The organism is Pseudomonas fluorescens Q2-87, from assembly GCF_000281895.1.
GTDB classification, from domain to species: domain Bacteria; phylum Pseudomonadota; class Gammaproteobacteria; order Pseudomonadales; family Pseudomonadaceae; genus Aquipseudomonas; species Aquipseudomonas fluorescens_S.
Genome location: NZ_CM001558.1, coordinates 713,702 through 738,069 on the forward strand (window position 1 = coordinate 713,702; position 24,368 = coordinate 738,069).

Annotated in this window: 12 protein-coding genes and 2 pseudogenes; 8 read left to right on the top strand and 6 right to left on the bottom strand. The window is 60.6% G+C overall.

Features of this window, described 5'->3' with window-relative positions; genetic code table 11:
• Positions 1–335: 335 nt before the first annotated feature.
• From PFLQ2_RS24250 to PFLQ2_RS24235, 4 genes are all read left to right on the top strand, one after another.
• Positions 336–1,685, top strand: a complete 1,350-nt coding sequence (locus tag PFLQ2_RS24250; RefSeq protein ID WP_003177760.1) for a gluconate:H+ symporter — start codon at positions 336–338, stop codon at positions 1,683–1,685.
• 25 nt (positions 1,686–1,710) lie between these two features.
• On the top strand, positions 1,711–2,571 hold the full coding sequence (locus PFLQ2_RS24245) for a MurR/RpiR family transcriptional regulator (protein WP_003177762.1): 861 nt from the start codon (positions 1,711–1,713) through the stop codon (positions 2,569–2,571).
• Between the two features lies 1 nt (position 2,572).
• Positions 2,573–4,033: an N-acyl-D-amino-acid deacylase family protein gene (locus PFLQ2_RS24240; RefSeq protein ID WP_003177764.1), complete on the top strand. Its 1,461-nt coding sequence runs from the start codon at positions 2,573–2,575 to the stop codon at positions 4,031–4,033.
• 132 nt (positions 4,034–4,165) lie between these two features.
• On the top strand, positions 4,166–4,534 hold the full coding sequence (locus tag PFLQ2_RS24235; RefSeq protein WP_003177766.1) for a glyoxalase superfamily protein: 369 nt from the start codon (positions 4,166–4,168) through the stop codon (positions 4,532–4,534).
• A gap of 6 nt (positions 4,535–4,540) precedes the next feature.
• Here PFLQ2_RS24235 and PFLQ2_RS24230 read toward each other — a convergent pair whose 3' ends face one another.
• From PFLQ2_RS24230 to PFLQ2_RS24215, 4 genes are read right to left on the bottom strand one after another with little or no spacing between them, the layout of a single operon-like run.
• Positions 4,541–7,330, bottom strand: coding sequence for an RHS repeat-associated core domain-containing protein (locus tag PFLQ2_RS24230; RefSeq protein WP_003177768.1), 2,790 nt, complete (start codon positions 7,328–7,330; stop codon positions 4,541–4,543).
• A complete protein-coding gene (locus PFLQ2_RS24225) occupies positions 7,327–11,814 on the bottom strand; it encodes a SpvB/TcaC N-terminal domain-containing protein (protein WP_003177770.1) in 4,488 nt (1,495 codons plus the stop codon). The genes PFLQ2_RS24230 and PFLQ2_RS24225 overlap by 4 nt, the downstream gene beginning before the upstream one ends.
• The gene (locus PFLQ2_RS24220) at positions 11,811–15,572 is read right to left on the bottom strand and encodes a neuraminidase-like domain-containing protein (RefSeq protein WP_003177772.1); all 3,762 of its coding nucleotides are present in this window, start codon (positions 15,570–15,572) and stop codon (positions 11,811–11,813) included. Before PFLQ2_RS24220 ends, PFLQ2_RS24225 begins: the two co-directional genes overlap by 4 nt.
• A gap of 36 nt (positions 15,573–15,608) precedes the next feature.
• Entirely contained in the window at positions 15,609–18,140 is a 2,532-nt protein-coding gene (locus PFLQ2_RS24215; RefSeq protein ID WP_003177774.1) for a Tc toxin subunit A, read from the bottom strand.
• A 154-nt stretch (positions 18,141–18,294) separates the two neighbouring features.
• Here PFLQ2_RS24215 and PFLQ2_RS30570 point away from each other — a divergent pair.
• Positions 18,295–18,510, top strand: a pseudogene (locus PFLQ2_RS30570) (VapC toxin family PIN domain ribonuclease); the annotation flags it as partial.
• A gap of 55 nt (positions 18,511–18,565) precedes the next feature.
• Here PFLQ2_RS30570 and PFLQ2_RS30935 read toward each other — a convergent pair.
• Positions 18,566–19,429 carry a methyl-accepting chemotaxis protein gene (locus PFLQ2_RS30935; RefSeq protein ID WP_430452942.1) on the bottom strand — a complete coding sequence of 288 codons (864 nt, stop codon included), beginning with the start codon at positions 19,427–19,429 and terminating at the stop codon, positions 18,566–18,568.
• A 42-nt stretch (positions 19,430–19,471) separates the two neighbouring features.
• Positions 19,472–20,485 (bottom strand): annotated as a pseudogene (locus tag PFLQ2_RS30940) (methyl-accepting chemotaxis protein); the annotation flags it as partial.
• 264 nt (positions 20,486–20,749) lie between these two features.
• Here PFLQ2_RS30940 and PFLQ2_RS24205 point away from each other — a divergent pair.
• The 3 genes from PFLQ2_RS24205 to PFLQ2_RS24195 all read left to right on the top strand — a co-directional run bounded on the left by PFLQ2_RS24205 (position 20,750) and on the right by PFLQ2_RS24195 (position 24,336).
• Positions 20,750–21,418 (top strand): histidine phosphatase family protein, encoded by a 669-nt coding sequence (locus PFLQ2_RS24205; RefSeq protein WP_003177778.1) that lies wholly within the window; start codon positions 20,750–20,752, stop codon positions 21,416–21,418.
• A 24-nt stretch (positions 21,419–21,442) separates the two neighbouring features.
• Positions 21,443–22,288, top strand: coding sequence for a phosphatase PAP2 family protein (locus PFLQ2_RS24200; RefSeq protein WP_003177779.1), 846 nt, complete (start codon positions 21,443–21,445; stop codon positions 22,286–22,288).
• A 341-nt stretch (positions 22,289–22,629) separates the two neighbouring features.
• A complete protein-coding gene (locus tag PFLQ2_RS24195) occupies positions 22,630–24,336 on the top strand; it encodes a ShlB/FhaC/HecB family hemolysin secretion/activation protein (RefSeq protein WP_003177780.1) in 1,707 nt (568 codons plus the stop codon).
• Positions 24,337–24,368: the final 32 nt, after the last annotated feature.

The following is a 24,368-nucleotide window of genomic DNA, read 5'->3' on the forward strand; positions in this document are numbered from 1 at the left end:
ATACCTGACTGGGGCACCGGCTGAGTATCGATTGCCGGGCATGATGCAAAAACAGGTGCGGATGGTACGGAATTGAGGGCGGAGCGGCCAGCCGTTGGTCGATTTGTATTGATGGGAATCTGGGCCACTGCGTGCCCCAGCGGGAGCAAGCTCCCTCGCCACGGAGGGCAATGAAAATCCTCTGGTGGATTTTCATCAGCACCGTTTCTCGATGTCCGTCAGCGACATTTCTTGTCTGTGTACGAAAGTTACTTTCAATGGGTTTGAAGATTGCTCGTCGAAATGATTTATGAGTTTCACAACACATCGACGTCACCCCATTCGAGGAGTCACGCATGGCACCTGCTTTCGGTTATTGGCTGTTGGTCTACGCCGCCATCGCCATCATTGCGCTGATCGTTCTGATCGCCCGTTACCGGCTCAATCCGTTCATCGTGATTACGCTGGTGTCCATCGGCCTGGCGTTGCTGGCCGGCATGCCGCCCTCCGGTGTGGTGGGCGCATACGAGGCGGGTGTCGGCAAGACGCTGGGGCACATCGCGCTGGTGGTGGCGCTGGGGACGATGCTCGGCAAGATGATGGCCGAGTCCGGCGGGGCGGAGCGCATGGCGCAGACGCTGATCGAGCGCTTCGGCGAGCGCAACGCCCATTGGGCAATGGTGTGCATCGCCTTCCTGGTCGGGCTGCCGTTGTTTTTCGAAGTCGGTTTCGTGCTGCTGGTGCCCATCGCATTCACCATCGCCCGGCGCGTGGGCGTGTCGATCCTGATGGTGGGGCTGCCGATGGTCGCCGGGTTATCGGTGGTCCATGCGCTGGTGCCGCCACACCCGGCGGCGATGCTGGCGGTGCAGGCGTTCCAGGCCTCGGTGGGGCAGACCCTGCTGTACGCGATCCTGATCGGCATTCCGACCGCGATCATCGCCGGTCCCCTGTACGCCAAATTCATCGTGCCGCGTATCCAGTTGCCGGCCGAAAACCCGCTGGAGCGGCAATTTCTCGACCGCGAGCCGCGCGCCAGGCTGCCGGGTTTCGGCGTGACCCTGGGGACCATCCTGCTGCCGGTCATCCTGATGCTGATCGGCGGCTGGGCCAACCTGATCTCCACGCCGGGCAGCGGTTTCAACCAATTCCTGCTGTTCATTGGCAACTCGGTGATCGCCTTGCTGCTGGCGACCATCCTCAGCTTCTGGACCCTGGGCCTGGCCCAGGGCTTCAATCGCGAGTCGATTCTCAAGTTCACCAACGAATGCCTGGCCCCGACGGCCAGCATCACCCTGCTGGTGGGCGCCGGGGGCGGTTTGAATCGAATCCTGGTGGACGCCGGCGTCACGCAGCAGATTGTTGGCCTGGCCCAGGAATTCCAATTGTCACCGCTGGTCATGGGCTGGTTGTTCGCCGCCCTGATGCGCGTGGCCACGGGCTCGGCCACGGTGGCGATGACCACCGCCTCGGGTATCGTCGCGCCCGTGGCGATCGGCCTGGGTTATCCCCATCCCGAACTACTGGTGCTGGCCACCGGGGCCGGGTCGGTTATCTTTTCCCACGTCAACGACGGCGGCTTCTGGCTGATCAAGGAATACTTCAATATGACCGTCACGCAAACCTTCAAGACCTGGACCGTGCTCGAGACGCTGATTTCCGTGGTCGCGTTCGGCCTGACCCTCGGGCTTGCACAGTTGCTTTGACGCAGCACAACCCACAGGAGCCGTCATGGACATCCTTTACCAGATCCGCTCCCGCCAGGACTCCTTCAGCGCCGGCGAAGGACGCATCGCCCGGCTGATGCTCGACGACGTAGGATTTGCCGCCTCCGCCAGCCTCGATGAACTGGCCCAGCGAGCGGAAGTCAGCAGCGCCACGCTGTCGCGTTTCGCCCGCACCGTCGGCTGCCGTGATCTTCGTGACTTGCGCCTGCAACTGGCCCAGGCCAGTGGTGTCGGCAGCCGGTTTCTCGACCCGGCCGGCGCGCCCGAGCAGTCGGCGTTTTATGGGCAGATTGTCGGCGATATCGAATCGACCCTGCGCCAACACCTGTCGGGGTTCGAAGAGTCGCGATTCGACGATGCCGTGCGAATGATCGGCAAGGCGCGGATGATCCATGCGTTCGGGCTCGGTGGCTGGTCGGCGTTGTGCAGCGAAGAATTGCAGGTGCGGCTGGTGCGTTTTGGCTACCCGATCGCCGCGTGCCGTGACCCGGTGATGATGCGCATCACCGCCACATCGTTGAGCGAGGCGCATCTGGTCATTGCGTGTTCGCTGACAGGCATCACGCCGGAGCTGCTCGGAGCGGTTGAGCTGGCCCGTGGCTACGGCGCGCCGATTCTCGCCATCACCCGCGCCGGTTCACCGCTCGCCCAACTGGCCGATGTGGTGCTACCGCTGCAAGGCGCCGAAACCTCATTCATCTATAAACCCACGGCGGCGCGCTACGGCATGCTGCTGGCCATCGACGTGCTCGCCACCGAGCTGGCGCTGGCCCATCCCGAAGACAATCAAGAGCGGCTGCGGCGGGTCAAACTCGCCCTGGACGATTACCGCGGCGGCGACGATCACCTGCCGCTGGGAGACTGAGATGTTGTACGACACGCTAATCCGCAATGCGCTGGTCATCGACGGCAGCGACACACCCGGCTACAGCGCTGATGTAGCGGTTCGCGCCGGTCGCATCGAGCGCATCGGCAGCCTGGGCGATGCCCGGGCGGTGGAAGAAGTCGACGCCGCTGGCCGCGTGCTGGCGCCGGGCTTCATCGATGTGCACACCCACGACGACACCGTGGTGATCCGCCAACCGCAGATGTTACCCAAACTCAGCCAGGGCGTGACCACGGTCATCGTCGGTAACTGCGGCATCAGCGCTTCACCGGTCAGCCTGCGTGGCGATCCGCCGGACCCGATGAACCTGCTCGGCACCGCCCAAGCGTTCGCTTACCCTCGCTTCGCTGATTATCGGCAGGCGGTGGCGGCGGCCATGCCTGCCGTCAACGTCGCGGCGCTGGTGGGGCATACGGCGTTGCGCAGCAACCATATGGATGATTTGTTGCGCACGGCTACCGGGGACGAAATCGCCGCCATGCGCCAGCAACTGCGCGAAAGCCTGGAGGCCGGCGCCCTTGGCCTGTCCACTGGCCTGGCCTACGCCAGCGCGTTTTCAGCCTCCACTGACGAGGTGATGCAACTGGCCGAGGAGTTGAGCGCCTTCGGCGCGATCTACGCCACTCACCTGCGCAGCGAATTCGAACCGGTGCTCGAAGCCATGGATGAGGCGTTCCAGATCGGCCGTCACGCCCGCAGTCCCGTGATCATTTCCCACCTCAAATGTGCCGGGGCCGGTAATTGGGGACGCAGCCCACAGGTGCTCGCAGCGCTGGAAAACGCCGCGCAAGGTCATCCCGTCGGCTGCGACTGTTACCCCTACGCGGCAAGTTCCTCGACCCTGGATCTCAAGCAAGTGACCGATGCCCATCGCATCACCATCACCTGGTCGACAGCGCATCCGCAGGTCGGTGGCCGCGACCTTGCCGACATCGCCGGCGAGTGGAATGTGTCGCTGCTGGAGGCGGCGCGTCGCCTGCAACCGGCCGGTGCGGTGTACTACGGCATGGACGAAGGTGACGTCAGACGGATCCTCGCCCACCCACTGTCCATGGTGGGCTCCGACGGTCTGCCTGAGGACCCGTTTCCCCATCCGCGCCTCTGGGGCGCTTTCCCACGGGTGCTGGGACATTTCAGTCGTGACGTCGGGCTTTTTCCCCTACACACCGCTGTGCACAAGATGACCGGCCTTTCCGCGGCGCGATTCGGCTTGAAGGAACGGGGTGAAATCCGGGAAGGCCATTGGGCAGACCTGGTGTTGTTCAATCCGCAGACCATTCGCGACGTTGCCGACTTCAACGAGCCGCAACGGGCCGCCGAAGGCATCGATGGGGTATGGGTCAACGGTGCCTTGAGTTATGGCGGGGGCCAGGCGAATGGGCGCAGGGAAGGGCACTTTCTGCCGCGCGACGGCGACTTGCGCCCAGGATTCAGGGTTTGACGGTTATAAGCGGCTGAATTTACTCTAATTGACGCCACAATAATGGCACTGCGACACTAAAGAAGCCGGGGCCAAGGCCGAAGTATTAAGGTCACCCGTCTAAACTGGGTATTTTCAGCCAGGGAGCAACCCATGAGCTTCGGTAAAACCACTCCGATCCTGAGGATCTTCGATGAAGCCAAAGCGTTGGCGTTCTATGTCGATTTCCTGGGCTTTACCGTCGACTGGCAGCATCGCTTCGGTGACAATTTTCCGCTGTATTTGCAAGTCTCCCGTGGCGACTGTGTGTTGCACCTGAGCGAGCATCATGGCGATTGCACACCCGGCTCGGCGCTGCGGATCGAGACCGATGAGCTGGAAGCGTTCCAGGCGCAGCTGCTTGCCAAGGATTACCGCTATGCTCACCCGCAGATCCAGGCCATGCCCTGGGGCAGCCAGGACATGACCATCAGTGATCCGTTTGGCAATCGCCTGGTGTTCACCAACGCAATCAGCGTTTGAGCCGCGTCATCTTCTGTTCCGACTACCTCCTGGGCGAACACGTGAAGCCTCGTTCAGTTCCTGGACGCGAGCGTTGTACCCGGCGTAGTCGACGACGGTGCGTCCGGTGGGCACGGTGATTTGTGAAGGAAGGATCCCACTGCAATTGATGCACGCAGGGAATGGCTCGGGGGCGTCCCCCCTGGATATCCTGTCAGTCAGTATCGTGGTGTCCGAAAGCATTCTTTCCGCTCTGTCCGGGTAGAGCGCTACGATGGAATTCGCCAGCCGCACTTCCGCATGGGCTCCGGGCCCGCCAGCAAGCATCGGCATGATCCCGTCCATTTTCTCGATATGGGTTTCGATCCAATCCCGGGTGGGTTGTTGCAGTTGGTGGACCTGATCGGTCAACCGGCTCAGCGTCGGAGCGTCTTTCAGGACGTCTTCCTCTATTTCCACATTATGGAACATGTCGTTTTTTGCGGCGGCGTAGCGGCTGGATAAATCAGTCAGGTAGTCGGCGGTATTACCGATCCGATAAGTGCCGAAATTCAAATAGTATTCCTGAGGCGTGGCGGTCCTGGCCCTGCCGTCATAATCGCGGTCCACGCCTTTGTAGCCCCTCATGCTGCCTTGCGGTTTTGGAAGATTGAAAAAGTCGCTGAGCCCAACTCCTTCGGTCTTGATGTAGCCATAGGAGTGCGCGAGAAACTCGCGGCCCACTAACTCACCACTGAGAAACTGATCGGACGTTTTATCGTAGGAGTCCGGCATCAAACGATAGGAATAGTCACCCTGGGCAGAATCCATGATTTCCTGGGAACGGGCCCGGCCCCAGCTTTCGAATTCCTTGAGTTCTTCATCCCTCATCAGGCCTGAAGGGTCGATGAATCTCATCGGGTTGTTCCCCACCATGCAATACAGGTTCAACCCATCCACCGCCCCCGCCGGATCGGGGCTGATCCAACGTTGCAGCCACGGCGCGTAATACCTTTGCCCGTAGTAGTACAGGCCGCTGGCATCACGCTCCTTGCCGGAATAGCGAATGGTCCGGTAGTCGGCTTCCACGGCCGAGCGGGACGCTGCCCAAGCGGTTCCGCCATAGGGCAGGTAGCTTTCCTGGCTGATCAGCCAGCCTTCATCGTCGAGCTCCAACGAGCTGGAACCCAGGTGATCGTCGAGGCAGTAGCGCAGTTGGTTTGACGCGATGCCGGCCGGACGGCCTTGCGTCCAATGCAAATATCTCACGCTGCAACGACCGGCCTGCAGGGTGATGACCTCCAGGCGTTCGTTCTGACGGGTATGGATTTCCAGGCCCGGCAGGTAACGGACCTCCCTGGTGTGCGTCACCGTCGACGCATGGGTGACCTGTATTTTGCGCACCCGTTGACCCGCGCTGTCGTAGCTATAGCGTTCAAGGTCATGCTGGCCGTCTGCGCGCTGTACCAATGTCACGCTGGCGAGTTGATTGCGCGTCGTCCATTCCAGCGCCCGGCCTGGATGCAGGACCTGTGAGTTGCCGTTGGCATCGAAGTGTGCGGCTTTGTTCCAGGACAGCAGGCGATTGCTGTTGGCGGCGATGTGCAGTGTCCGGGTGTAGTTGTTACGGTCGCGAACATGGCGCAGTTGGATCAGGTTGCCACCGGCGTCGTACTCGTAGTGCTCGGTAAACTGGAACAGTTGCTGGGCGTCGAACGGTACCCTGCCGAAGGCCGGAAGGCTCGGGTTGCCGGTCAGCCCCGCCGCTTCACGGCCCGTGGCACGGGTCAATTGATAGAGGCTGTCGTAGGCGAACTTGTAAGTGGCGTCGACCCGCTGGTTGCTGCCGAACCGCGCCGGTTGGGCCCGGTCCTCGATCTGGGTCACGTTACCCACTGCGTCATAGCTGTAGTGCAGGTCCTGCAAGATGCTGGCTGACACCGATGCGCTGAGTGAGGTCAATCGACCGCTGGCCGGATCGAACACCGCACGACTGACCACGCCATTACCGGCGACCTGGGATTCGACTTGGCCGGACGCGTTGTAGACCAGGTCTTTCACGATGCTTTTGTACGTCGTCGCCCCCGTTACTTTCAGGCTCACCGACTTGAGTTGGCCCGCCACATCAAACGCGTAGCGTTGTTGGTGCAAGGCCGCATCTGACTGCAGGATGGGTTGCGCCAATGCGTCGTAGCGCCATTGCGTTGTGTAGCCGTCGCCCTTTTCCAACAGCACGTCGCGTTCCGCCTCAGCGGACGGCCAGTGCGCTTGTGTGGCATCGAGGAGGAAGTGCCGGGTTTGGCTAAGCGGCTTGGCGCAGAGCGCGTATTCGCTGATGAACAAGCTGCCCGCGCTGTCATCGTGGCGGGTGAGGGCGCCGCATAGATTGCGTGCCGCAGATGCTGGCGAGCTGTCGCCGTAGCGCAGGCATTCGACCTGGCGTGGATCCTGGCCTGGCGCATATTCACGGATGGCGATCGTCCTCAACTGATCATCGTAGGTCGTGTGCCAGTGGTTTCCCCGTTGGTCCCAGCGGCGCAGGATCTGCCCGGCGACGCCAGGCAGGCTCAAGCGCCAGCCGGCATCGACACTGTTCACCAACAGCGGTCTGCCGCCAAGGCTGTAGAGGGTCGTCAGGTTGGCTTCGGGCGCTGCGCCGAACAGCCGGGGATCCCACTGCGCAGCCAGGCGTCCAGCCGTGTCGTGGTGCTGGCGGGTGACACGCGTCAGAGACTGTTCTTCTGCGTTGCGCCGACAGTAGGCGACCTGCCGCACGGGCAGGCCTCGGCTGTCGACAGCGTTGATGGTCGGTGTCTTGCGGTGAAGGCGCGGGTTCATGCCTCACCTCCGTTTGCCTGGACGTGTTCGGCCATGACTTTTTCCAGAGTGTCGTTCTCATCCTCGTCCAGGGCATACCAGGCGTAGCGGGTTTGGCGCCGCATCAGGGAAAGGCCATTTTGCTGGGCAAGACGGGTGCGGGTAGGGCGGCCCAACGCGTCGTAGAACTGCTGGTCAAAATGGCCGAACCGGCGTAATGACGCGTCGTTGATGTAGCGATGCTGATTAGCAAAGTAGGGACGATAGAGGCGGATCGGCAAACCTTTATGGTTGTATTCCACGCGTTCACTGACACGCCAGCGTGTTGGCGCGGTTTGCTCCACAGGGGTTGCGTCCTTGAGTGTCAGCGCTCCATTGGCATCGATGATGTAGGCCATGCCCGACTCGACCCGTTGTTTGCTTTGCAGTGTTCGACCGAAGCCGTCGAAGCAGGTGATGGCGATGCGAATCTGCTGCTGGTCGTCAGTGGGATAACGGTCAGCCGTCAGCACGGCGATGTGTACCGGTTCACGGATGGCGGCATCTATTTCTTGTTTCAGTTTCAGTTCGTCGACCGAGAGTATGCGCAGGTCCGCCAGTCGCGCCCGCGCCGATGCGCAGATGTGCCCGCCGGGCAGCAGATCGTGATTGAGCACGCAACGCGCCAGCCACTCGCTGTCGACCAGAGCGCCCTTCGATACGCAACCCATCCAACTGAACGGGGCGTAATAGAGCGCGGTGGCGGCGTTCTGTAACGCCTCCGAGCTCTGTTCGATCGCCTCATTCGGCGTATTGAAGCTTGGTCGCTCGAACTGCGCGATGGGCAGGAAACCCACGGGTGTGTTGTTTTCTTTGCCGTAGAAAGTCGTGGCCAAAATCTGGCCGAAGGCATCAACGCGGCCCTCCTGTGTGTTGCCGTTGGGATCGGTAATGCGCCATGGCACAAGCGTGCGGTAATCGTAGAGCGCCCTTGTGACGCGGCCATCGGGCACTTTGAACGCGGTGATGCAACAGTGATAGGCGTCGTAGCTGAACGTGGTCAACCCATGGCTTTCACTGGCCTGCTGGGTCTGGATTTTGTAGAAGCCTTGCAATGGGGCATAGGTTGCAAAGCCGCTCTTGACTGACCAGAGCCTGCCCTGCGGCGATGTCGCGGGAAGAAAGGCATCCATGTGGTGGTAACCGATGCTTTCCAGCAACTCATGCTGGGGGCGCGAGGCTTGTGGCAACACGTGGAAAGCTTGCAAGGCTGTGTCGTCCAGCTCGGCGGTTTCCAGGTGATCGCTTAGGGCTTCGAAGTGTGCGACGCCGTCCGGCAGGGTTTTTGCGGTTCTGGCGTCCTTGTAGCGGTGCACGGACAGGCTCGTCAGAACGCTTTGGGTTGCCCAGGTCGTTTCCTCGGTCAGTTCGATGAGCTTTTCATACGACATGCCCCGTGTGCTAAGCCCTCCGGCCTGCGGTGCCTTGGGTCTTTTGTGCGCATTGGTCCGCTGGCGATACGGTAGGCCCAGGCGCCAACCTTGGGGTGCGGGGAGATGTATATATACGGCGCGGGTTTCGCTCAGGTAATGGAACTGTTGCACCGGATCGTGAGCATCGCGCCACCAGCGTTGCTGGTCGATGTCACTGAACGGCGGAGGATCGTCGACGGTTTTTCGTCGGGCGTAGTGGGCGGTGATGCTGTGGGCCAGAGCGCCATAGGCGTCATGGTGCAGGTTGAAGGTGTGCTGGCATTGCGGATCGTCGGTGATGCCCTCGTACTGGTAGCGGATGGATTCGAGCAGCAGCGGCAATGAACTGGCGTAGGGCAAATGACCGGTGGATGCCTGGAGCAAGCGTATTCGATAGCGGTTTTCCTGGACCGAATACAACGTCCTCCCGTTCAACTGTGGATCGACACCGAAGACCTCGCTGCGGAGCAGACGACCATTCAGCGCGCGCGACATCTCAACGACGATGGTGGACGTTGGCGAGGCAATGAGCGTGTCGCCCCCGCTTTCAGGCTGGTATTGGCACAGGACCGTCGGGCCCAACGCGGCGGCTTGCGTGTCGGCGCGGCTATAGCCGAGGCGGGGCAGGTCCAGCGCTTGTCCGGTGTGGAACCAGGTTTTTGTCAGGCTCGGCGCTGTGAAATCCGGCGAGTCGGCGTTGCCGGGGCGGGTCTCCTGATCGGTTTTCAGCAGCAGGCCGAAGCCGCAAAACTCCCGTTCGATACCGTCGTAATAACCTTGGCGGTAAGCGAAGGTCTGGCACAGTCGGTTGCCGGTGATCTCATCCATCTGGGTCTGGCTCGACACCACTTGCAGGATCAAGGGCACATGACAATCCAGGGAGCTGTCGGCCTGGGTTCTTTCGGCTTTCTCATCCAGCCATTCCTGCGCTGAGCTGCGGTAGGCGATGCGGTGGGCCGCACCGGTATTGTTGTGGGTACCGGTCAGCAGATAGGGTTTCTCCCGGACGAAGTCGCAGCGCCAATGTTGGTCCCCTCTGTGGGGCAGGCTGAGGATCAGGCTGGAACAACCGAGCCCCTGAACGTCAGCGATGCTTACCTGGCATAACGAGTCGTAGTGGATCCCCGGCGGCCAGGGCAGCGCAACGGGAGGGCTGAAGCCATTGCCGCCGCGGTTCATGAAGATCAACGCCTGATTCGCTTGTAGATAGATCAGGTCGGTCGCGCCGGAACCGTCCAGGTCCGCCAGGCGGATACGCGAGGGATCGAAGCTTTCGTCGGCAAGGTCCGGCGAGCCGAGCACGATGCCGTTGCCAAAACGTCCATGGCCCAGGTTCGGCCAGCACTTCACTTCGTTGTGACGGATGCGCACCAGGTGCTGTTGGCCGCTGCCGAGGATGTCGCTAAAGGCCACCAACTCGCGCAGCGAAGGGCCGATGACCGGGAGGGCATCGGCCTCTTCGTCGCGAGTCGCTTCGCGGGCGGCGGCGAACCCCTTGTGGCGCTGGTTGGCGTACAGCCGGACGCTGCGCGGACCGATCATTGCCAGGTCGCTGAGGCCAGCGCCCATCAGGTCGGCCAGTTGCCCGTGCCGATGGCAGAACTCTGCAGGAAACGCCCCGAACGTGGCGAAATCCGACCAGTCCCGATTGGTACCGAGGGCGAAGAAACCGCTCCACCCGGGCTGGGCAATGACCCAGTCCAGTCGACCATCCCCCGTGAGATCCCTCAATGACTGGAGCATGGGTTTTGTTGTGTCAGCCACGGGAATGCGCGGCAATGCCTGCCATTGGCCGTAGGTCACTTCGTCGGTGTTGGCCTTGGCCCGCGTCGGCTCGCGGTAATACCAACCGCCATCGCCTTGGTAGAGCACGCCGGGCAGGCCTTCGCCGTAAAGGTCCACCCATTGGCAGCCCAGACTTCCGGTGAGCTCTGACATATTCGGCCAAGGCTGCCAGCCCGGAACCTTATCCAAGAGCTTGAACTCGCTGTAGCTGAACTCAATGGGAGGGCGGCTTTCGGGCGTCTGCGACTCGCCAAATGCCTGGTCGTGTACGGCGATCAGGTGCTGATAACCCTGCTCCGTCTGGCGATAGTCGAGCAGCAGGCGTCGCACCAGCACGGGGTCTGCGCCGCATTCATCGGCAAAACGGTGGAACATCAACACCTGACGGCACAGCCGTTCGGTACGCAATTCGAAGCCGTAGGCGAAGCTGGAAAATACATCGTCACGGGCCAGCCATTGCTGGCCTTCATAGTGCGGTTTCTCCTGGTATTGCGTGCTTCGTTCGCCGTAGTCGAACAACAATTCGAAGTGCCATTGCACAGCCTTCAGCCGATCCGTTTTCCACAGGTAGAGGTCCGCGTCGGCCTGGAAATTGCCGTAACTTACCCGACTCAAATAGCGCTGGCCCGTGACGTCGACTTTGTATTGGTAAAGGATGTGCTCGCCATGGGCGTTCAGGCTTTCTTCCAGCAGCCATTCGCCTACGCGCCTCGCATCCCGAGGATCTGCACGGCGTGCCGAGTGATTTTTTCCGTACACGTGAAGGCTGCCGTCGGCACCGTGTACGAGCCAGAAGCCCGGTTCGCCAGGGGCCGGCGACCAGTACTCGATCCGCTCGAAGCTGCTTTCGATTCTCGGAAAATGGCGAGTCACCGTGTAGGTTCTCTCCAGCTCCAGACTGTTGTAGCGGTCGACGCGGGTCGAGCGGATGTTTCCTTGCGTGTCGCGTTCGGGCAGCCACAGTTCACCGCCGGTGCCGATGATCGGGTCATCCTCGGTATAGGCCGGTACACCCTGGCTGGTGCGTCGCGCCACGCAGGGCAGCGACAGCCCCCAGCCGAGGCCGAACACGCCGTTGCCGCAGGAACTGGCGTAACCCAATGACAAGGACGGTGCAAAACCGCGCCCCGGCGAAATCGGCAGGGCGATGTCATAGGACGCCGTGCCGTGGGCGCCGATCGCATTCCAGCCTTTGCCGATGCTCTGGATGGCGCCGCCGCCCTTGGGCAATGACGGCGCGGTTACAGGTAATTCGCTGTGTTCGCTCATTGCGAGCCTCCGCCAACCCTGGCTGTGTAGCTCACCTGCACGATGATGTCGGTGAGCGATTCCAGCATGTCCTTTTGCGCTTCGGGGTTCGGGAAGGTCAGGCACCATGTGGAAACCGCGCCGGTGTATTCAAAAGGCAGGTAGCGTTCATCGTTGAAATTGAGGGTGAACAGGCCGTTGTCATCGAGCCCCGTGGACAGGGCAATCTGCTGGTTGGCATAACGGCTTTCCACGGACCAGCCACCTGGAGACATGAACACTTTGCTGGCGGTCTGGGTCAGCGTGGCCCGAATGTTTTCGTAAGGGCCGACGAGGGCCGGCAAGGAGACGCTGACGGTCTTGATGCGTCGCAGGTAATGTTGCTGGCCTTTGTAGTCGTCTTCGAACAGCTCGTGGGTCAGCTCGAATTCGCACTGGCCTTGCAGCAGGTCAGCGTGGATTTGCGCCCATTCCTTGTTGAGGGTGCTGGTTGCGGTTTTGCTCTTGAGTTGGCGCAACGAAACTGTTTTGCGAATTTCCAGCTCCCGCTCGTTACGTCGCAGGTATTCGGCGTGCATGTTCAACAGACTCAGCTTCAGTTGCTCACCCAATCCCAGGCCGCGATAGGTTGCATTCCAGGTGTAGGGTTGGATGAAGCGCTTGTTTGTATCTGCGATTTCGTACTGCCAGCAGGCTTCAGCATCCAGGCACAGCGCCAATGTTGCGTCATAGGCCTGGCGGTAAAGCGCGCAGAACTGGCTGTTCAGCCATTGGTACAGTTGCGCCTTGCTAAAACGCTTGCGGAAAAAGTCGTAGTTGGCCTTGGCTTGGCCGAGGCTCGATTCCGCCAGGCGAAGTTGCAGGCGCGTGGCCGTTTCCTGCTCGGCAAAGTGCGCCAGTTGTGCGTCGACCTGGGTCAGTTCGAGCCGGGCCTGGTCATGGGCCTGGGTCCATTCCTCCCGACGGCGATGGAATTGAGCGGTCCGTTCCAGGTGGGTCGCTGCCGTGCGAGCGCCGATGGCGGTCCCTTGGGCGATGGCGGCGGCAGCGTGCATCACGCCTTCCCAACGACTGCCACCGTTGCTCAGCCCGAAAACGTTAGGCGTCAGCATCAGCCCGCCCGCCAAAGCCTGGGCGTCGGATGCCTCCAGTTCGGACGCGCCGCTTTTCAAATACAACCGACAGGCTTTCTTCTCGGTTTCGCTGACGCCTTTGTCCAGCAGATGCCGGTAGTAATTGACCCGCCCCTCGACGATGGATCGACTGGCCAGCAGCGCCTGGCGGTTATGGCGGTCGATCTTCAGTGCCTGACGTTGCAGGTCGACAGAGATTTTCGCCAGATCCCAGGCTTGCTGTTGTTGCAGTTCCTGCAATTGCGCCTGTTCTTTGCGCTCGATCAGCGACAGCAGCGTGGCGCCGAACTGGCTGAGGCTTTCGACGGCGCCCTGGGCCTGGCTGTGCAGGGTCACGAAGCGATAATTGGGCAGGTATGGGAGCGATAGGCTTGGTGGCGCGCTGTCGGTGATGTTCAGGGCGTTGGCGCCGGGCAGGGCACGAGGATCCAGCGGCGCGGCAAATACCGGCAAATGCAGCGGCTTGCCGATGATATCGAGGTTATGCCGCAGGTTGTACAGGCGACTTTCGATCATGTCCCAACGCTTGAGCAGCTCCGGGTTGAACGGTACGCGTAAATGGGCGGTGTCGATGGCGGGTAGGGATGACTGCGAAGGGTTTTCACGAAGGCGCAGCGAGTGGTTGGCGTTCGAGCCGGTCAGGGATTGTTCGAAATCGCGCAGCTTGTCGTTGGTGGTTTCGCTCAGCGCTTGCAGGCTGATCTTCGCCCATTGATCGGGTGGTTGAACGTCTGCCCGCGGTCCCAACAACTCCAGTGCCCGCACATACCAAAGCTTGGCCTCGCTGAGACTGTCGGGCGTCAGCGCGCGGTACGCGGCATCGCCTCGGTTGATCAGGATGTCGAGGTACAGAAAGTACAGCGCTTTGCGAAAGTGCACCGGATGACTGAGGGCGATCTGGTGAGGATCATGGGGCGCCTGGTCGTGATAGGCGGTTGTGTTGCTGTCGACCAAAGGGACGCTTCGCCAACACTCTTGATCCCCTAGACCTGGTTCGAAGACATGACGGAGCCAGCGTTCGGCCTCCTCGTATCGCTGCTCGGTGTTCAACCGATGGGCGATCAGCCATGGCACGTAGAGGAACAGCTCGGTGAAATAACGACCGTAAGGGCCGTGGAAATCCATCTTGTTATGAGGGCTGCCTGATAAAGCGGGTTCCGGCAGGTGTTGCGTCTGCCAATCGAACAATTCATTCAGGCTGTTTTCGGTGCGGCGGATCAGTTCCGGGGCGAATGCGGTGGTGAGCCTGATGGGTTGGCGTGGGGTGTCCAGGGCATCGTTGTCGCTGAGCGCTGAGTTGGCGAAATCGAGAAACTGAGTGTTCCCCTGGCTGGACTTCACGCTGGTAATCTCGGGAGGAAGAGTTTCAGGCCTCAGCTTCTGACCAAGAAAAACGCCTGTTATCGGCGGCTCGCCTTCCGTTTGGAGAGGCACCTTCAGTTGAATGCGATGGATGTTTGAGTGCGGAAGATACTGTTCTGCCGGCGTTTGTTTTGAGGTGTCTGAACCTGCGGGTTCGACGCCGAGATTTTTATCGAGGTAAGTGGTTTTCTTGAATATGAAGGTGTTGGACGAGTTTGCTTGGGGCGCTCTGACGCACAACGCGAGATAAAGTAAGTCGTGCGAGTCTTGTTGGTGATGTACAGCAACAGTGCCGACCAATGCCTTGATCGCATCCAGACCCTTGCTGCGAAGCGCAGTGTCCTCGCAATAACCTTGCAGGCAAACCCGCGGAGTGCTCCAGCTTCCATCCGGTTTTTTGAAACACAGGCTCAAGCGCAATAGAGGCGGGTGAGTACCCGTTGGTGACGCTGAAGAAGCGTCGCGGGTGGCCGACGGCTCTTGATGGATGTATTCGGCCCATACAACGAACAGGCGATTGTTGAACCACACCGGTCGTATCGAGTGTTCGATCGCGCTGTCGGAAATCGGCACGTTGGCTTTTTCCCAGTCTGACCAGGCCTGGGGATCCGGCTGGTCAAGTTTGGGCGGGATGGCTGGCGGGAGCGGTGGCGGGCCGTCGAGCGGGCGTTGGGCCATGTTCAGCGAGCGCCAGAAATAGCTGTTCTCCGAGCGGGATTTGGCAATGAAGTAGTAAGTGTCGTTGGCAAGGTCCGCGCCGTCGATGTAGCCATTGAGAATGTTCAGGTTGGCGATTTCTTCGAAGCGGGTCAGGTACGCCATGACCGCCGACTGGACCGCATCCGGTTGAATCTGGTTCTGGTTGAGGTCGTTTTCCAGTTGTCTGAAGTTGTCGCTCTTGTTGCTCCTGAGCTGTGGGTCCAGATAAGCCCCGGGGAAATAGAGCAACTTCTGATGGGCGGCCCAAATCGGGTACTGATGCATCTCGTTGCGCCAGGTCTTCAGGTGCTCGACGCTCAGGCTGGCCGAGTCGTAACCGGGTTCCAGGTTCATCAGGATGCGATGGATGTATTGCTGCAGGCTGGCGATGGCACACGCCACGGGCGTGGTGGGCACATCCTGGCTGACCAGCACATCGAGCAGCCAATGTTCGTAAAGCGCCTCGGCCGTCTTGAGCTTCAGGTTTTTTGTGGTGGGGTTGTTGGGCGCGACCTTGTACAGATAGAGCGCTAACTGTGCATCGCGCAGACTTTCATCAAGCTGCTTTTTCATGGCAACGGTCATATTCAATCCTTGAATGTTGAAGCAAGAGGGAGCATGTCAGTGGCGGGCCGCGACCAACGCTTCACCGACGGTCCTCCAGTCCGATGTCTGGCTGTCGCTGTTCAATGCGCTTGCCTGGAGCAGCAGGCTGGCCGACAACCCGGTGCGCTGGCAGCACGCCTGGCAGCGCATGACCCAATCCACGGCTTCCATTGACCGAGCCCGTTTGTGTTGCAGTTGTGCGGTCAGGCAACTTACTTCGTCGGCGCTCCAGTCCAGCAGGCTGGCTAACAACTTGTTGGCTTCTTCCGCAGCGCCTTGCGTCGAGTCTTGATTAGCAAGTTGCAAGTAGTGCAGCAGGTGTTCTTCTGACCGGGCCTGATGCTGTGCGCAGTGGCTGAAGCGATCGAGCAGGTACAGGGTTTGAGGTGTCAGCGTCCCCGGGTGATTGGCGGCCAGCCAACTTGGGTTGTTCAGCAACTGCCGCAGCGTGCTGCTGTTCAGGTAGATTGCCTTGCACGCTTGGGCAGTGCGCAATACGGTCGCCAGCAGGGCGGGCATTGTTCCAGGGGACTTCTCGATGGCCGCGACAATCGTCGTGGCATGGGTGTCGGCCAATTGCATCACGCAGGAAGCATAGTCTGCGGACAAGTCGACAAAGTCGTGCAGCAGGGTTTCCACCACGTGCCGGTCGCCGCTAGGGAGGCGGTCCTCTGCCAGCAGTATCGATAGTCGTCGCTCCATATTCTTGTTCATTGGCAAGTCACCTTCGATGGCGTCGAACAGGCGACACCATGGCGCGACTTCCCGGTTGCCTTCCTTGAGCCAGTCGACGGCCCAATCCAGTGCCATCAGAACATCGAGGATGTCTGGCTGCGGGGCGTGGGACGGGCTCAATGCACCGGTCACCAATGCTTTGCAAAACTCTTCGCCGCCCAATAGATGGGCCAATGCCGTGCATTCGACGGGCGTGAGCCCGAACATCCCGGCGATCCGGGCCTGGCGGTAGAGGGACGAGAGTGTGGATAAATCGTATTTAAACGAAGGCAGGTATTTCTCGGTCTGCTTGATCAGCCACAACAGCGAATCTTGTGTAACAGCAAGACCGAGGCCCGCGCTGAGATAGCTGAGGGTTTTCGGGTCCGTCGTGACAAGGTCTTGCACTGGTGGATGTTCGAGCAATCGGGTTCGATTGAAGACTTGATCAAACAATGACGCTTGCTGCCCGCAGGCTGAAATCGGCATGTCATGCAGCAGCGACGCGAACTCTTGCGGCGCGATGCCGTGGCGTTGGTTCAGGTACCGATAGACCCCCAGCGTGCGCAAGGTATTGGTGTTGAGGGTCATCGTCGTGCTGCTTTCCGAACGCAGGGCGTTGACGAGCAGCGTATCCAGGTCCGCGACGGGAATGCCGGTCCAGCGGTGCAGTCGGATCATTCGTTGCAAGCGTGCGAAACGTTCTCGCGAGCCGTAGGCAAAGGCATTCGATGCTCTGGAAATAGCCAGGGCGGGTTCCGATTCGGACCCATTGATGTAACCGGCGCCATGGCTGGGAAAAGTCGAGGGCGGGCTGTTGGTCGAAACCCGTGGGCTGTATGGGCCTTGCGCCAGCAACTGCTCGACCTGTTCGGTGGTGAGCCCGGTGCGCTCCTTGAAGAACGAAAGATCGTGCAGGCGATTGATGTCTTCAGTGCCGTAGCTTTTCTTCAGGACGCCAAGGTCCAGGTCGGAACTGGCGGGCGCAAGAAGCAGTTTCTGTTGTTCGGGACTTAGTCCGGACAGCAGTTTTTGCGCCTCCACATGAGATTGCGATACGCGCCCATAAGGTGAGTCGCCGGGGGAGAATGGCAGTTGCAGGCTGACCCGGTAATTCAGCTCGCCCAGCGCGGGTCTGCCTGCGTCGAGCCCAAGCAGGCATTGGTGATGATGCAGGTCATAAGGCAGTGAGAAAGGGTAATGTTCGCTGGCCAGAACCTGGTGGACGGTCCTGCCGGTCGTTGCTAGATGGGCTTCGATTGCGCTGCGCAAGGTGTCGTTGACGATCTCCAGCATCGGTCGCGCAACGAAGGCACTCTGCTGATCGAGCATCAGCGCCGTGAGGTCCGGGCGCCGTTGCTTCAGGGTGATTTTGTCGCTTGATGGGGAAGCGTTTTCCAACTGGCCGGCAAACAGATACAGCGCCCGCAGATAGGCCACCGGCGAGTCGATGGCAGCGATGTCGCCTTCCTTGCAGAACTGATCCCAGCGCTCGTTGAACAGCGCTTGATAGCTGACGGACGTCGAGGTTGAACCCGAAGCCAGGCTGCGCCGGGTACGTTGCCGGGCATTGCCGGGCGCTATCAAGTGTTCCTGAAACAGGCGGCTGACCTGCTGGGCAAAGCTCGCGGCATTTTCGTAGGCCTGCCCGCCATCCACATCGGTGTGCTTGCCCAGTTCAAGAATGAACTTCGCCTTGCCCATGCGCATGACATCGAAGACCGACGCCAATCCCATGCGCTGCATGGCTGTGCCGAAATCGGCCCGGGCGTTGTCCTCGCTAACTGGCGCGTTGATGAGCCGATGCAACAGTGAATCGTTGCTTGCGTCCATGTGTTGTCCATCTCCTTTCCGAACGGAATGTGCGTGTCCAGGAGAAACCGTACAGCAGCGTGCGACAAAAGGCGGTAGGACGAGAGGGGGTGGGTTTTGTACGAAAGGGCGATGCGTTGCATGGAGATTGAACAGGCGGAATACAGTCGATATGGAGGATTTTGTCGACAGGATCCTGCCCTTTGATGCCCACGCAGCTGTCGAGTACGCGGCCCTGGTTGCGTCATGCGAGGCTGAGGGGCGGGCGGCGAGTATGGCCGATGCGCAAATCGCAGCCATTTGCCGAACGCACGGCGCTCTGATTGCAACCCGTAACACCAAGGACTTCAAATTCCCAGGAATTGAAGTCATCAATCCCTGGAACCCTTGAGTAATACCTTCACACCAAACGCCCATTTCCAGCTGGAAACGGGCGTTTGTCGTGATCAAACCCTGAAGTGGCTCACCATCATCTGCAACTGATTACCCAACCGCGCCAGTTCAACGCTGGAAGCTGCGGTTTCTTCGCTGGCGGCTGCGGTCTGTTCGGAGACGTCGCGCACGTTGATGATGCTGCGGCTGATTTCCTCGGCCACGGCGCTCTGCTGTTCGGCGGCAGCGGCGATCTGCTGGTTCATCGACTGGATATTCGACACCGTGCGGGTGATGTTTTCCAGTGACACGCCGGCCTTGCGGGTCAGGGCCACGCTGCTGTCGGTGAGGTTGCGGCTGTTATTCATCACGGCCGCCACTTGCTGGGTACCGTTCTGCAGGCCGGCCACCAGGCCTTCGATTTCCTCGGTGGATTTCTGCGTGCGCTGGGCCAGGCCACGGACTTCGTCAGCCACTACGGCAAAACCACGACCGGCCTCACCGGCGCGGGCCGCTTCGATGGCCGCGTTGAGGGCCAGCAGGTTGGTTTGCTCGGCCACGGCCTTGATCACGTCCATGACGCTGCCGATCTTGTCGCTTTCCTGTTGCAGCACGGTCATGGCGTCGGTGGAACGCACCACTTCGCTGGCCAGGCGCTCGATCTGAGCGATGGCTTCGTTGACCACCTTGTCGCCGGCACGGGCTTCGCCGTCTGCGGCGGCGGCTGCCTGGGAGGCTTCTTCGGCATTGCGGGCCACTTCCTGCACCGTGGCGGTCATTTCGTGCATGGCGGTCGCGACCTGATCGGTCTCGACTTTCTGGCTATTGACCCCGGCGCTGGTCTGCTCGGTCACGGCGGACAATTCTTCAGCCGCGCTGGCGATTTGCGTCACGCCATCGCGGATGCCGCTGATCAGGTCGCGCAGGGTCACGCCCATGCGCGCAATGCCTTGTTGCAGCACGCCCAGTTCATCACGACGGGTGACGATGACGTTGTGCGACAGGTCGCCACTGGCGATGCGTTCGACCACGGCCAGGGTGTCGCGCAGCGGGCCGGTGATCTGGCGAGTGATGATGACGGCGGCAATGATGCCGACCAGCAACGCCAGCAAGGTGCTGACCAGTTGCAGGGTGCGCGCCTGGGCGCTTTCGGTGTCACGGCGGTCGAGCTGGATCTGGTACAGCTGCTCGCTCAAGGTCACGATGGTCGTGCCTTGGTCGGTCATTTCCTTGCGCGCCTGCACCACATCGGCGGTGGCCAGCTTGAAGGCCTGTAGGGCGCTGCGGTATTGAGTCAGGGCGTTTTCCAGCTGGCGCAGTTCATTCTGTCGGGTGCTGGAGAAGTGCTCGTTCAACGGCTTGAGCGAAGCGATGGCGTCGTCCAGTTGGGTGACGGCCTTGCGTTCGGTGTCGGCGTTGCTGTTGGCGGTGTAGCCGCGCACTTCATAGCGGGCCAGCATGAAGGCCTGTTTGGCCTGGGTGATGGCCTGGAACTGCGCGAAGCGCTCGTCGCTGAGGGCCATTTGCCGTACGTCGGAATCGATAGTCTCGATCAGCTTGTAGGCAATCTCGGCGTTTGCCCCCATCGCATCGCGGGCAGTGTTGCCGGTGCGGTAGGCGCTGCGCATCTTGTTCAGGGACACCTGGTAAGCGCTGATGATCGCGCTCTGCTCCTTGAGCAGCTTGACGTTTTCCGGGCTCTTGAAGCTGCTGAGCAGTGCGTTCTGTTGCGCCACGAACCCATCGAGGGTGGTCTGCACATTTTGAGCGGCGGTTTCGTCGCCGTTGGCCAGCATGTATTGCAGGCGAACGACCCGAAGTTTGGTCAGGCCGGCATTGAGCTGGGTGATGTCGCTCATCCAGTTGCTGCGCTGGATCAGGCCGCCCAGGCTGGTCCAACTGGTCAGGGCCAGCAGGCAGGTCAGGACCAGCACCAGGCCGAAACCCAGGCCCAATTTCATGTTGACGCTAATGTTGCCAAACCAGCTATTCATCAAATTCCTCCAGGAACGTTGTGCTGCTTGATCATCGATTGGCTGGAAGATTGTTGTTGTTAAGAGCCAGCAAGAACATGTAACAGGGCTGTATCGGCCGCCGCCGTGGAATCTGAAAGATTTTTTCCTGGCCTTGGGATTTCGCGGGATATTTCGTCGGGTATTCCAAGCTTTTTTTCACATCGGTTTCACCGTGTGCCTACGTCGTGCCCACTACTGTCGCGCCATCGAATGATTGGATGGATGCCGTCGAGGCGGCTTGATGTGGAACTGAGACTGAGCCTTTTCGGCCTGACGCGCTCGATCGATACACGCCGGTTTGCCCGTCACCAAAACGCCCTAGTGGTGCTGGCTTCGGCATTGCTGGTGATCCCATTGGTCTTCTGGCTGCTGCGCCCGGCGGCGGTGCCGGACCTGGCCCATGGCAACGTCGCCGGTGCCCGGGCCTTGGCCGATGGCTGGGCCAAGGGCGACATGATCGTGCTGGTACGCCATGTCGAACGGTGTGACCACTCCAAGGCTGCTTGCCTGAATGACCCCTCTGGCATCACTGATCGGGCTCGTGCGGTTGCGGTAGGCCTGGGTGCCCGATTCGAGCAGTTGGGGCTGGACAACGCCGACATCTATAACAGCCCGCTGATCCGTGCCGCGCAGACGGCGGGATACATGTTCAACAAGGTCGGCGCCGGAGACGATTGGCTGGCCAATTGTCGGCACGACCTGCTGCGTAATGCCCTGGCCCACAAGGTGCCCGGGCGCAATCTGATCCTGGTCACCCACAGCGAATGCATGCAAGCCATGGAAACCACGCTCCACCGCCCGACGTCGGTGTTTGGCTATGGCGCTTCGTTGTTCGTGTCCACCGCCCAGCCGGCGCCACGGTTGCTCGGGTTTATCGAAGCGTCTGACTGGCGCTCGGTGATGTTTCAGTAATTTTTCCCACGATTAGGATCGCTCATGCTGATGTCTGCTCGCGCCCGTTTCTACGGGTTCAACCTCGGAATCCCCCTGCTCTGTGCGGCGGTGGTGTTCTTGCTGTTCGACATGACCCGCATCGACATCGCCATCAGCGATTTTTTCTATGACCCGGTGCGCCAGGTATTCCCTTTGGAGCACGTGCGGTTGTTCGAGCAAATCACCCACAAGTGGGCGCGGATCATTCCGAACTGGACCGGCGAGGCGGCCATCATCGGTGCGCTGTTGTCGTTTTTCTGGCCGGTATTCAAGCCGGAAAAACGTGCAGGCCTGTTGCGCGTGCTGGATAAGCTCAGGCTGACCAAGCCGCTGCGTTTTGCCCACGAGCACCGTCGCGATTTCCTTTATGTGGTCTTTGCGTTTGCCTTGAGCACCGGGGTCATTCATTACCTCAAGGGCCATACCAGCGTGTACTGCCCGGTGGAAACCACCCAATACGCCGGCAAGATCGAACACAAGGAGTGGTATCAGAATTTCGATTTGCTGAAAGTCGCCGGCGACGGTCGCTGCTGGCCTGGCGGTCACGCGTCCGGCGGCTTCACGATGCTGGCGCTGTATTTCGTCGCCCGGCGCTACCGCTGGCGCCATGCCAAAGCCTTGATGTATGGCGCCCTGACCCTGGGGTTCATCTATGGCACGACGCGGGTCTTTCAGGGCTGGCACTACATGTCTCACACCTTCTGGGCGGGCATTTTCGTCTGGTTGAGTTGTGGGTCGATGGCGTTGCTGTTCTATGGCCGGGCCGCGTTGGAGCAGCCGCTGCTGAAGCAGGGGCCAGTGACGACATCCGTCCAGTCGGCGTTGGGCGAGGCCCAGACCTCAGCCTGAACGCGAGGCAAAAAAAAGCCCGCGGGAGAGCGGGCTAAAACCTTAGTTTCTTGAATGAGCGAGGGGACTTTACCGAATCCTGCGGGCGTCCGGGGTGAAGAAAAGTTCATGCGGCGCCGTCCTCTGCAGCGGCCCATCCGGGCGATCACAGAGGTGGTTTTAGACGCGTCCTGTGAGATACGTCTCTTTTTTGATCAGAGAAATTCCGCTCTCTTGAACCGAAAGCGATAAGCAGGGTCTGGTGGTGCGCGTAGTTTTTGCGCGTCAGCAGCGTGGGTGTGTTTCGGGGTGTGCGTCCCCGCTCACGAGCTTGCTGTCACTTCCGTATCGAGGGATCGAACATGTTCCTACCCGCCCATTGGGCGAGGTTATGCCTGGCTTTGCTGTGCCTTTCTCCGTTAACGCTCGCTTACGCCGCACCCACGCCCGGTGACACGGACCTGATCCGTGAACGTCAGGATCGCCTGCTCGAAGAACAGCGCCGGCGTCTTGAAGAACTCAAGGACCTGCCAGGCAAGTCGGCCGCGCCCCAGGCCCCTGCCGCGCCGACCGACAGCCGTTGTTTCCCGATCAAGACCATCGAGCTCAAGGGCGCCGATGCCTTGTCCGAAGTGGAGCGCCAGCGCCTGCTCAAGCCTTTCCTCAACCAGTGCCTGGGCGTGCCGCAGCTTAACCAGTTGCTCAAGGTCATCACCAATTACTACCTGGAAAAAGGCCTGGTCACCAGTCGCGCCTATTTGCCGCAACAGGACTTGTCCGGCGGCCACCTGCAAGTGCTGGTCGTCGAGGGGCGCCTGGAAGGCCTGAAGGGGGCCGAGGGCAGTGGGGTGTCCGAGCGGGAACTGGCGATGGCGTTTCCCGGCAAGCCGGGGGAACTGCTCAACCTGCGGGATATCGAGCAGATGGTCGATCAGCTCAATCGCCTGCCATCGAATCAGGCACAGATGGAATTGACGCCCGGCCAGAACATCGGTGGCAGCCAGGTACTGGTCAAGAACGCCCCGCAGAAGCCTTGGCGCGTCGGCCTGTCGCGGCATAACGATGGGCAGAAAAGCACCGGCGAGCAGCAATGGGGCACCTCCCTGGACTGGGACAGCCCCTTGGGCCTGGCTGATCAACTGGCCCTGCGCGGCGGCCACGATGCCGTCAGCGACCACCAGAAAACCTCGCGCAATGCCATGCTCTATTACAACCTGCCGTTTGGCTGGTGGAACCTCAGCTACACCTACAGCCAGAGCGAGTACCGCGCACTGGGCCAGGCCAATGGTTTCAATTTCAAGCAGAGCGGCGACAGCCAGAACCACCAAGTGCGCCTGGAGCGGGTGATTCATCGCGATGCCCTGAGCAAGACCTCACTCAACACCGGCCTTGCGTACCTGCGCACCAACAATTTCATCGAAGACAGCAAGCTCAACGAGAGCAGCAATCGCATCAGCGAGGCGCAGTTCGGTATCAACCATGGCCGGCGAGTCGGCAATGCCTTCGTCAACCTTGACCTGGGCATGCAGCAAGGCATCGGCGCCCTTGATGCCCAGGGCGATCACGAGCCGGGACCTGGGGTGCCGGATGCCCGCTATCGCAAATACACCGCCACTCTCAGTTACCTGCAGCCGTTCGTGCTGGGCGGCGAATCCTTCAGCTTCAGCAGCCTGATGACCGGCCAACGCAGCGAGGACGCGCTGTTCAGCTCGCAGCGCATGAGCCTGGGCGGCCAGTCGTCGATTCGCGGTTACAAAGACCAGACATTGTCCGGCGACAGCGGCGGCTACTGGCGCAACGACCTGCGCTGGAGCCGCCCGGTGACCTTGGAATGGCTGCGCCCGGTATTCGCCGAATACGGCACTGGCCTGGGCTATGACCAAGGCGTGATTCGCGGCAATCCCTACAACGGCGATGAGCACGGGCGCGTGTCGAGCAATTCGGTGGAGCTGTTTGCCCGAGGTGAACACCTGAACGCCAGCGTCACTTTCGCTCATTCCCTGGAACGCCCAGACGCGCTGACTGAGCGCGAAGCGCCGATCTACTTTCGCCTGGATGCGTTTTTTTAAGCACGGTTTCTTTAATTTCTGCTGCAACGAGA

Excerpts from the sequence above, each read along its gene's own strand:
- PFLQ2_RS24250 (WP_003177760.1), top strand. The coding sequence starts at position 336 with ATGGCACCTGCTTTCGGTTATTGGCTGTTGGTCTACGCCGCCATCGCC.
- PFLQ2_RS24245 (WP_003177762.1), top strand. The coding sequence starts at position 1,711 with ATGGACATCCTTTACCAGATCCGCTCCCGCCAGGACTCCTTCAGCGCC.
- PFLQ2_RS24240 (WP_003177764.1), top strand. The coding sequence starts at position 2,573 with ATGTTGTACGACACGCTAATCCGCAATGCGCTGGTCATCGACGGCAGC.
- PFLQ2_RS24235 (WP_003177766.1), top strand. The coding sequence starts at position 4,166 with ATGAGCTTCGGTAAAACCACTCCGATCCTGAGGATCTTCGATGAAGCC.
- PFLQ2_RS24230 (WP_003177768.1), bottom strand. The coding sequence starts at position 7,330 with ATGAACCCGCGCCTTCACCGCAAGACACCGACCATCAACGCTGTCGAC.
- PFLQ2_RS24225 (WP_003177770.1), bottom strand. The coding sequence starts at position 11,814 with ATGAGCGAACACAGCGAATTACCTGTAACCGCGCCGTCATTGCCCAAG.
- PFLQ2_RS24220 (WP_003177772.1), bottom strand. The coding sequence starts at position 15,572 with ATGACCGTTGCCATGAAAAAGCAGCTTGATGAAAGTCTGCGCGATGCA.
- PFLQ2_RS24215 (WP_003177774.1), bottom strand. The coding sequence starts at position 18,140 with ATGGACGCAAGCAACGATTCACTGTTGCATCGGCTCATCAACGCGCCA.
- PFLQ2_RS30935 (WP_430452942.1), bottom strand. The coding sequence starts at position 19,429 with ATGGGCGTGACCCTGCGCGACCTGATCAGCGGCATCCGCGATGGCGTG.
- PFLQ2_RS24200 (WP_003177779.1), top strand. The coding sequence starts at position 21,443 with ATGCTGATGTCTGCTCGCGCCCGTTTCTACGGGTTCAACCTCGGAATC.
- PFLQ2_RS24195 (WP_003177780.1), top strand. The coding sequence starts at position 22,630 with ATGTTCCTACCCGCCCATTGGGCGAGGTTATGCCTGGCTTTGCTGTGC.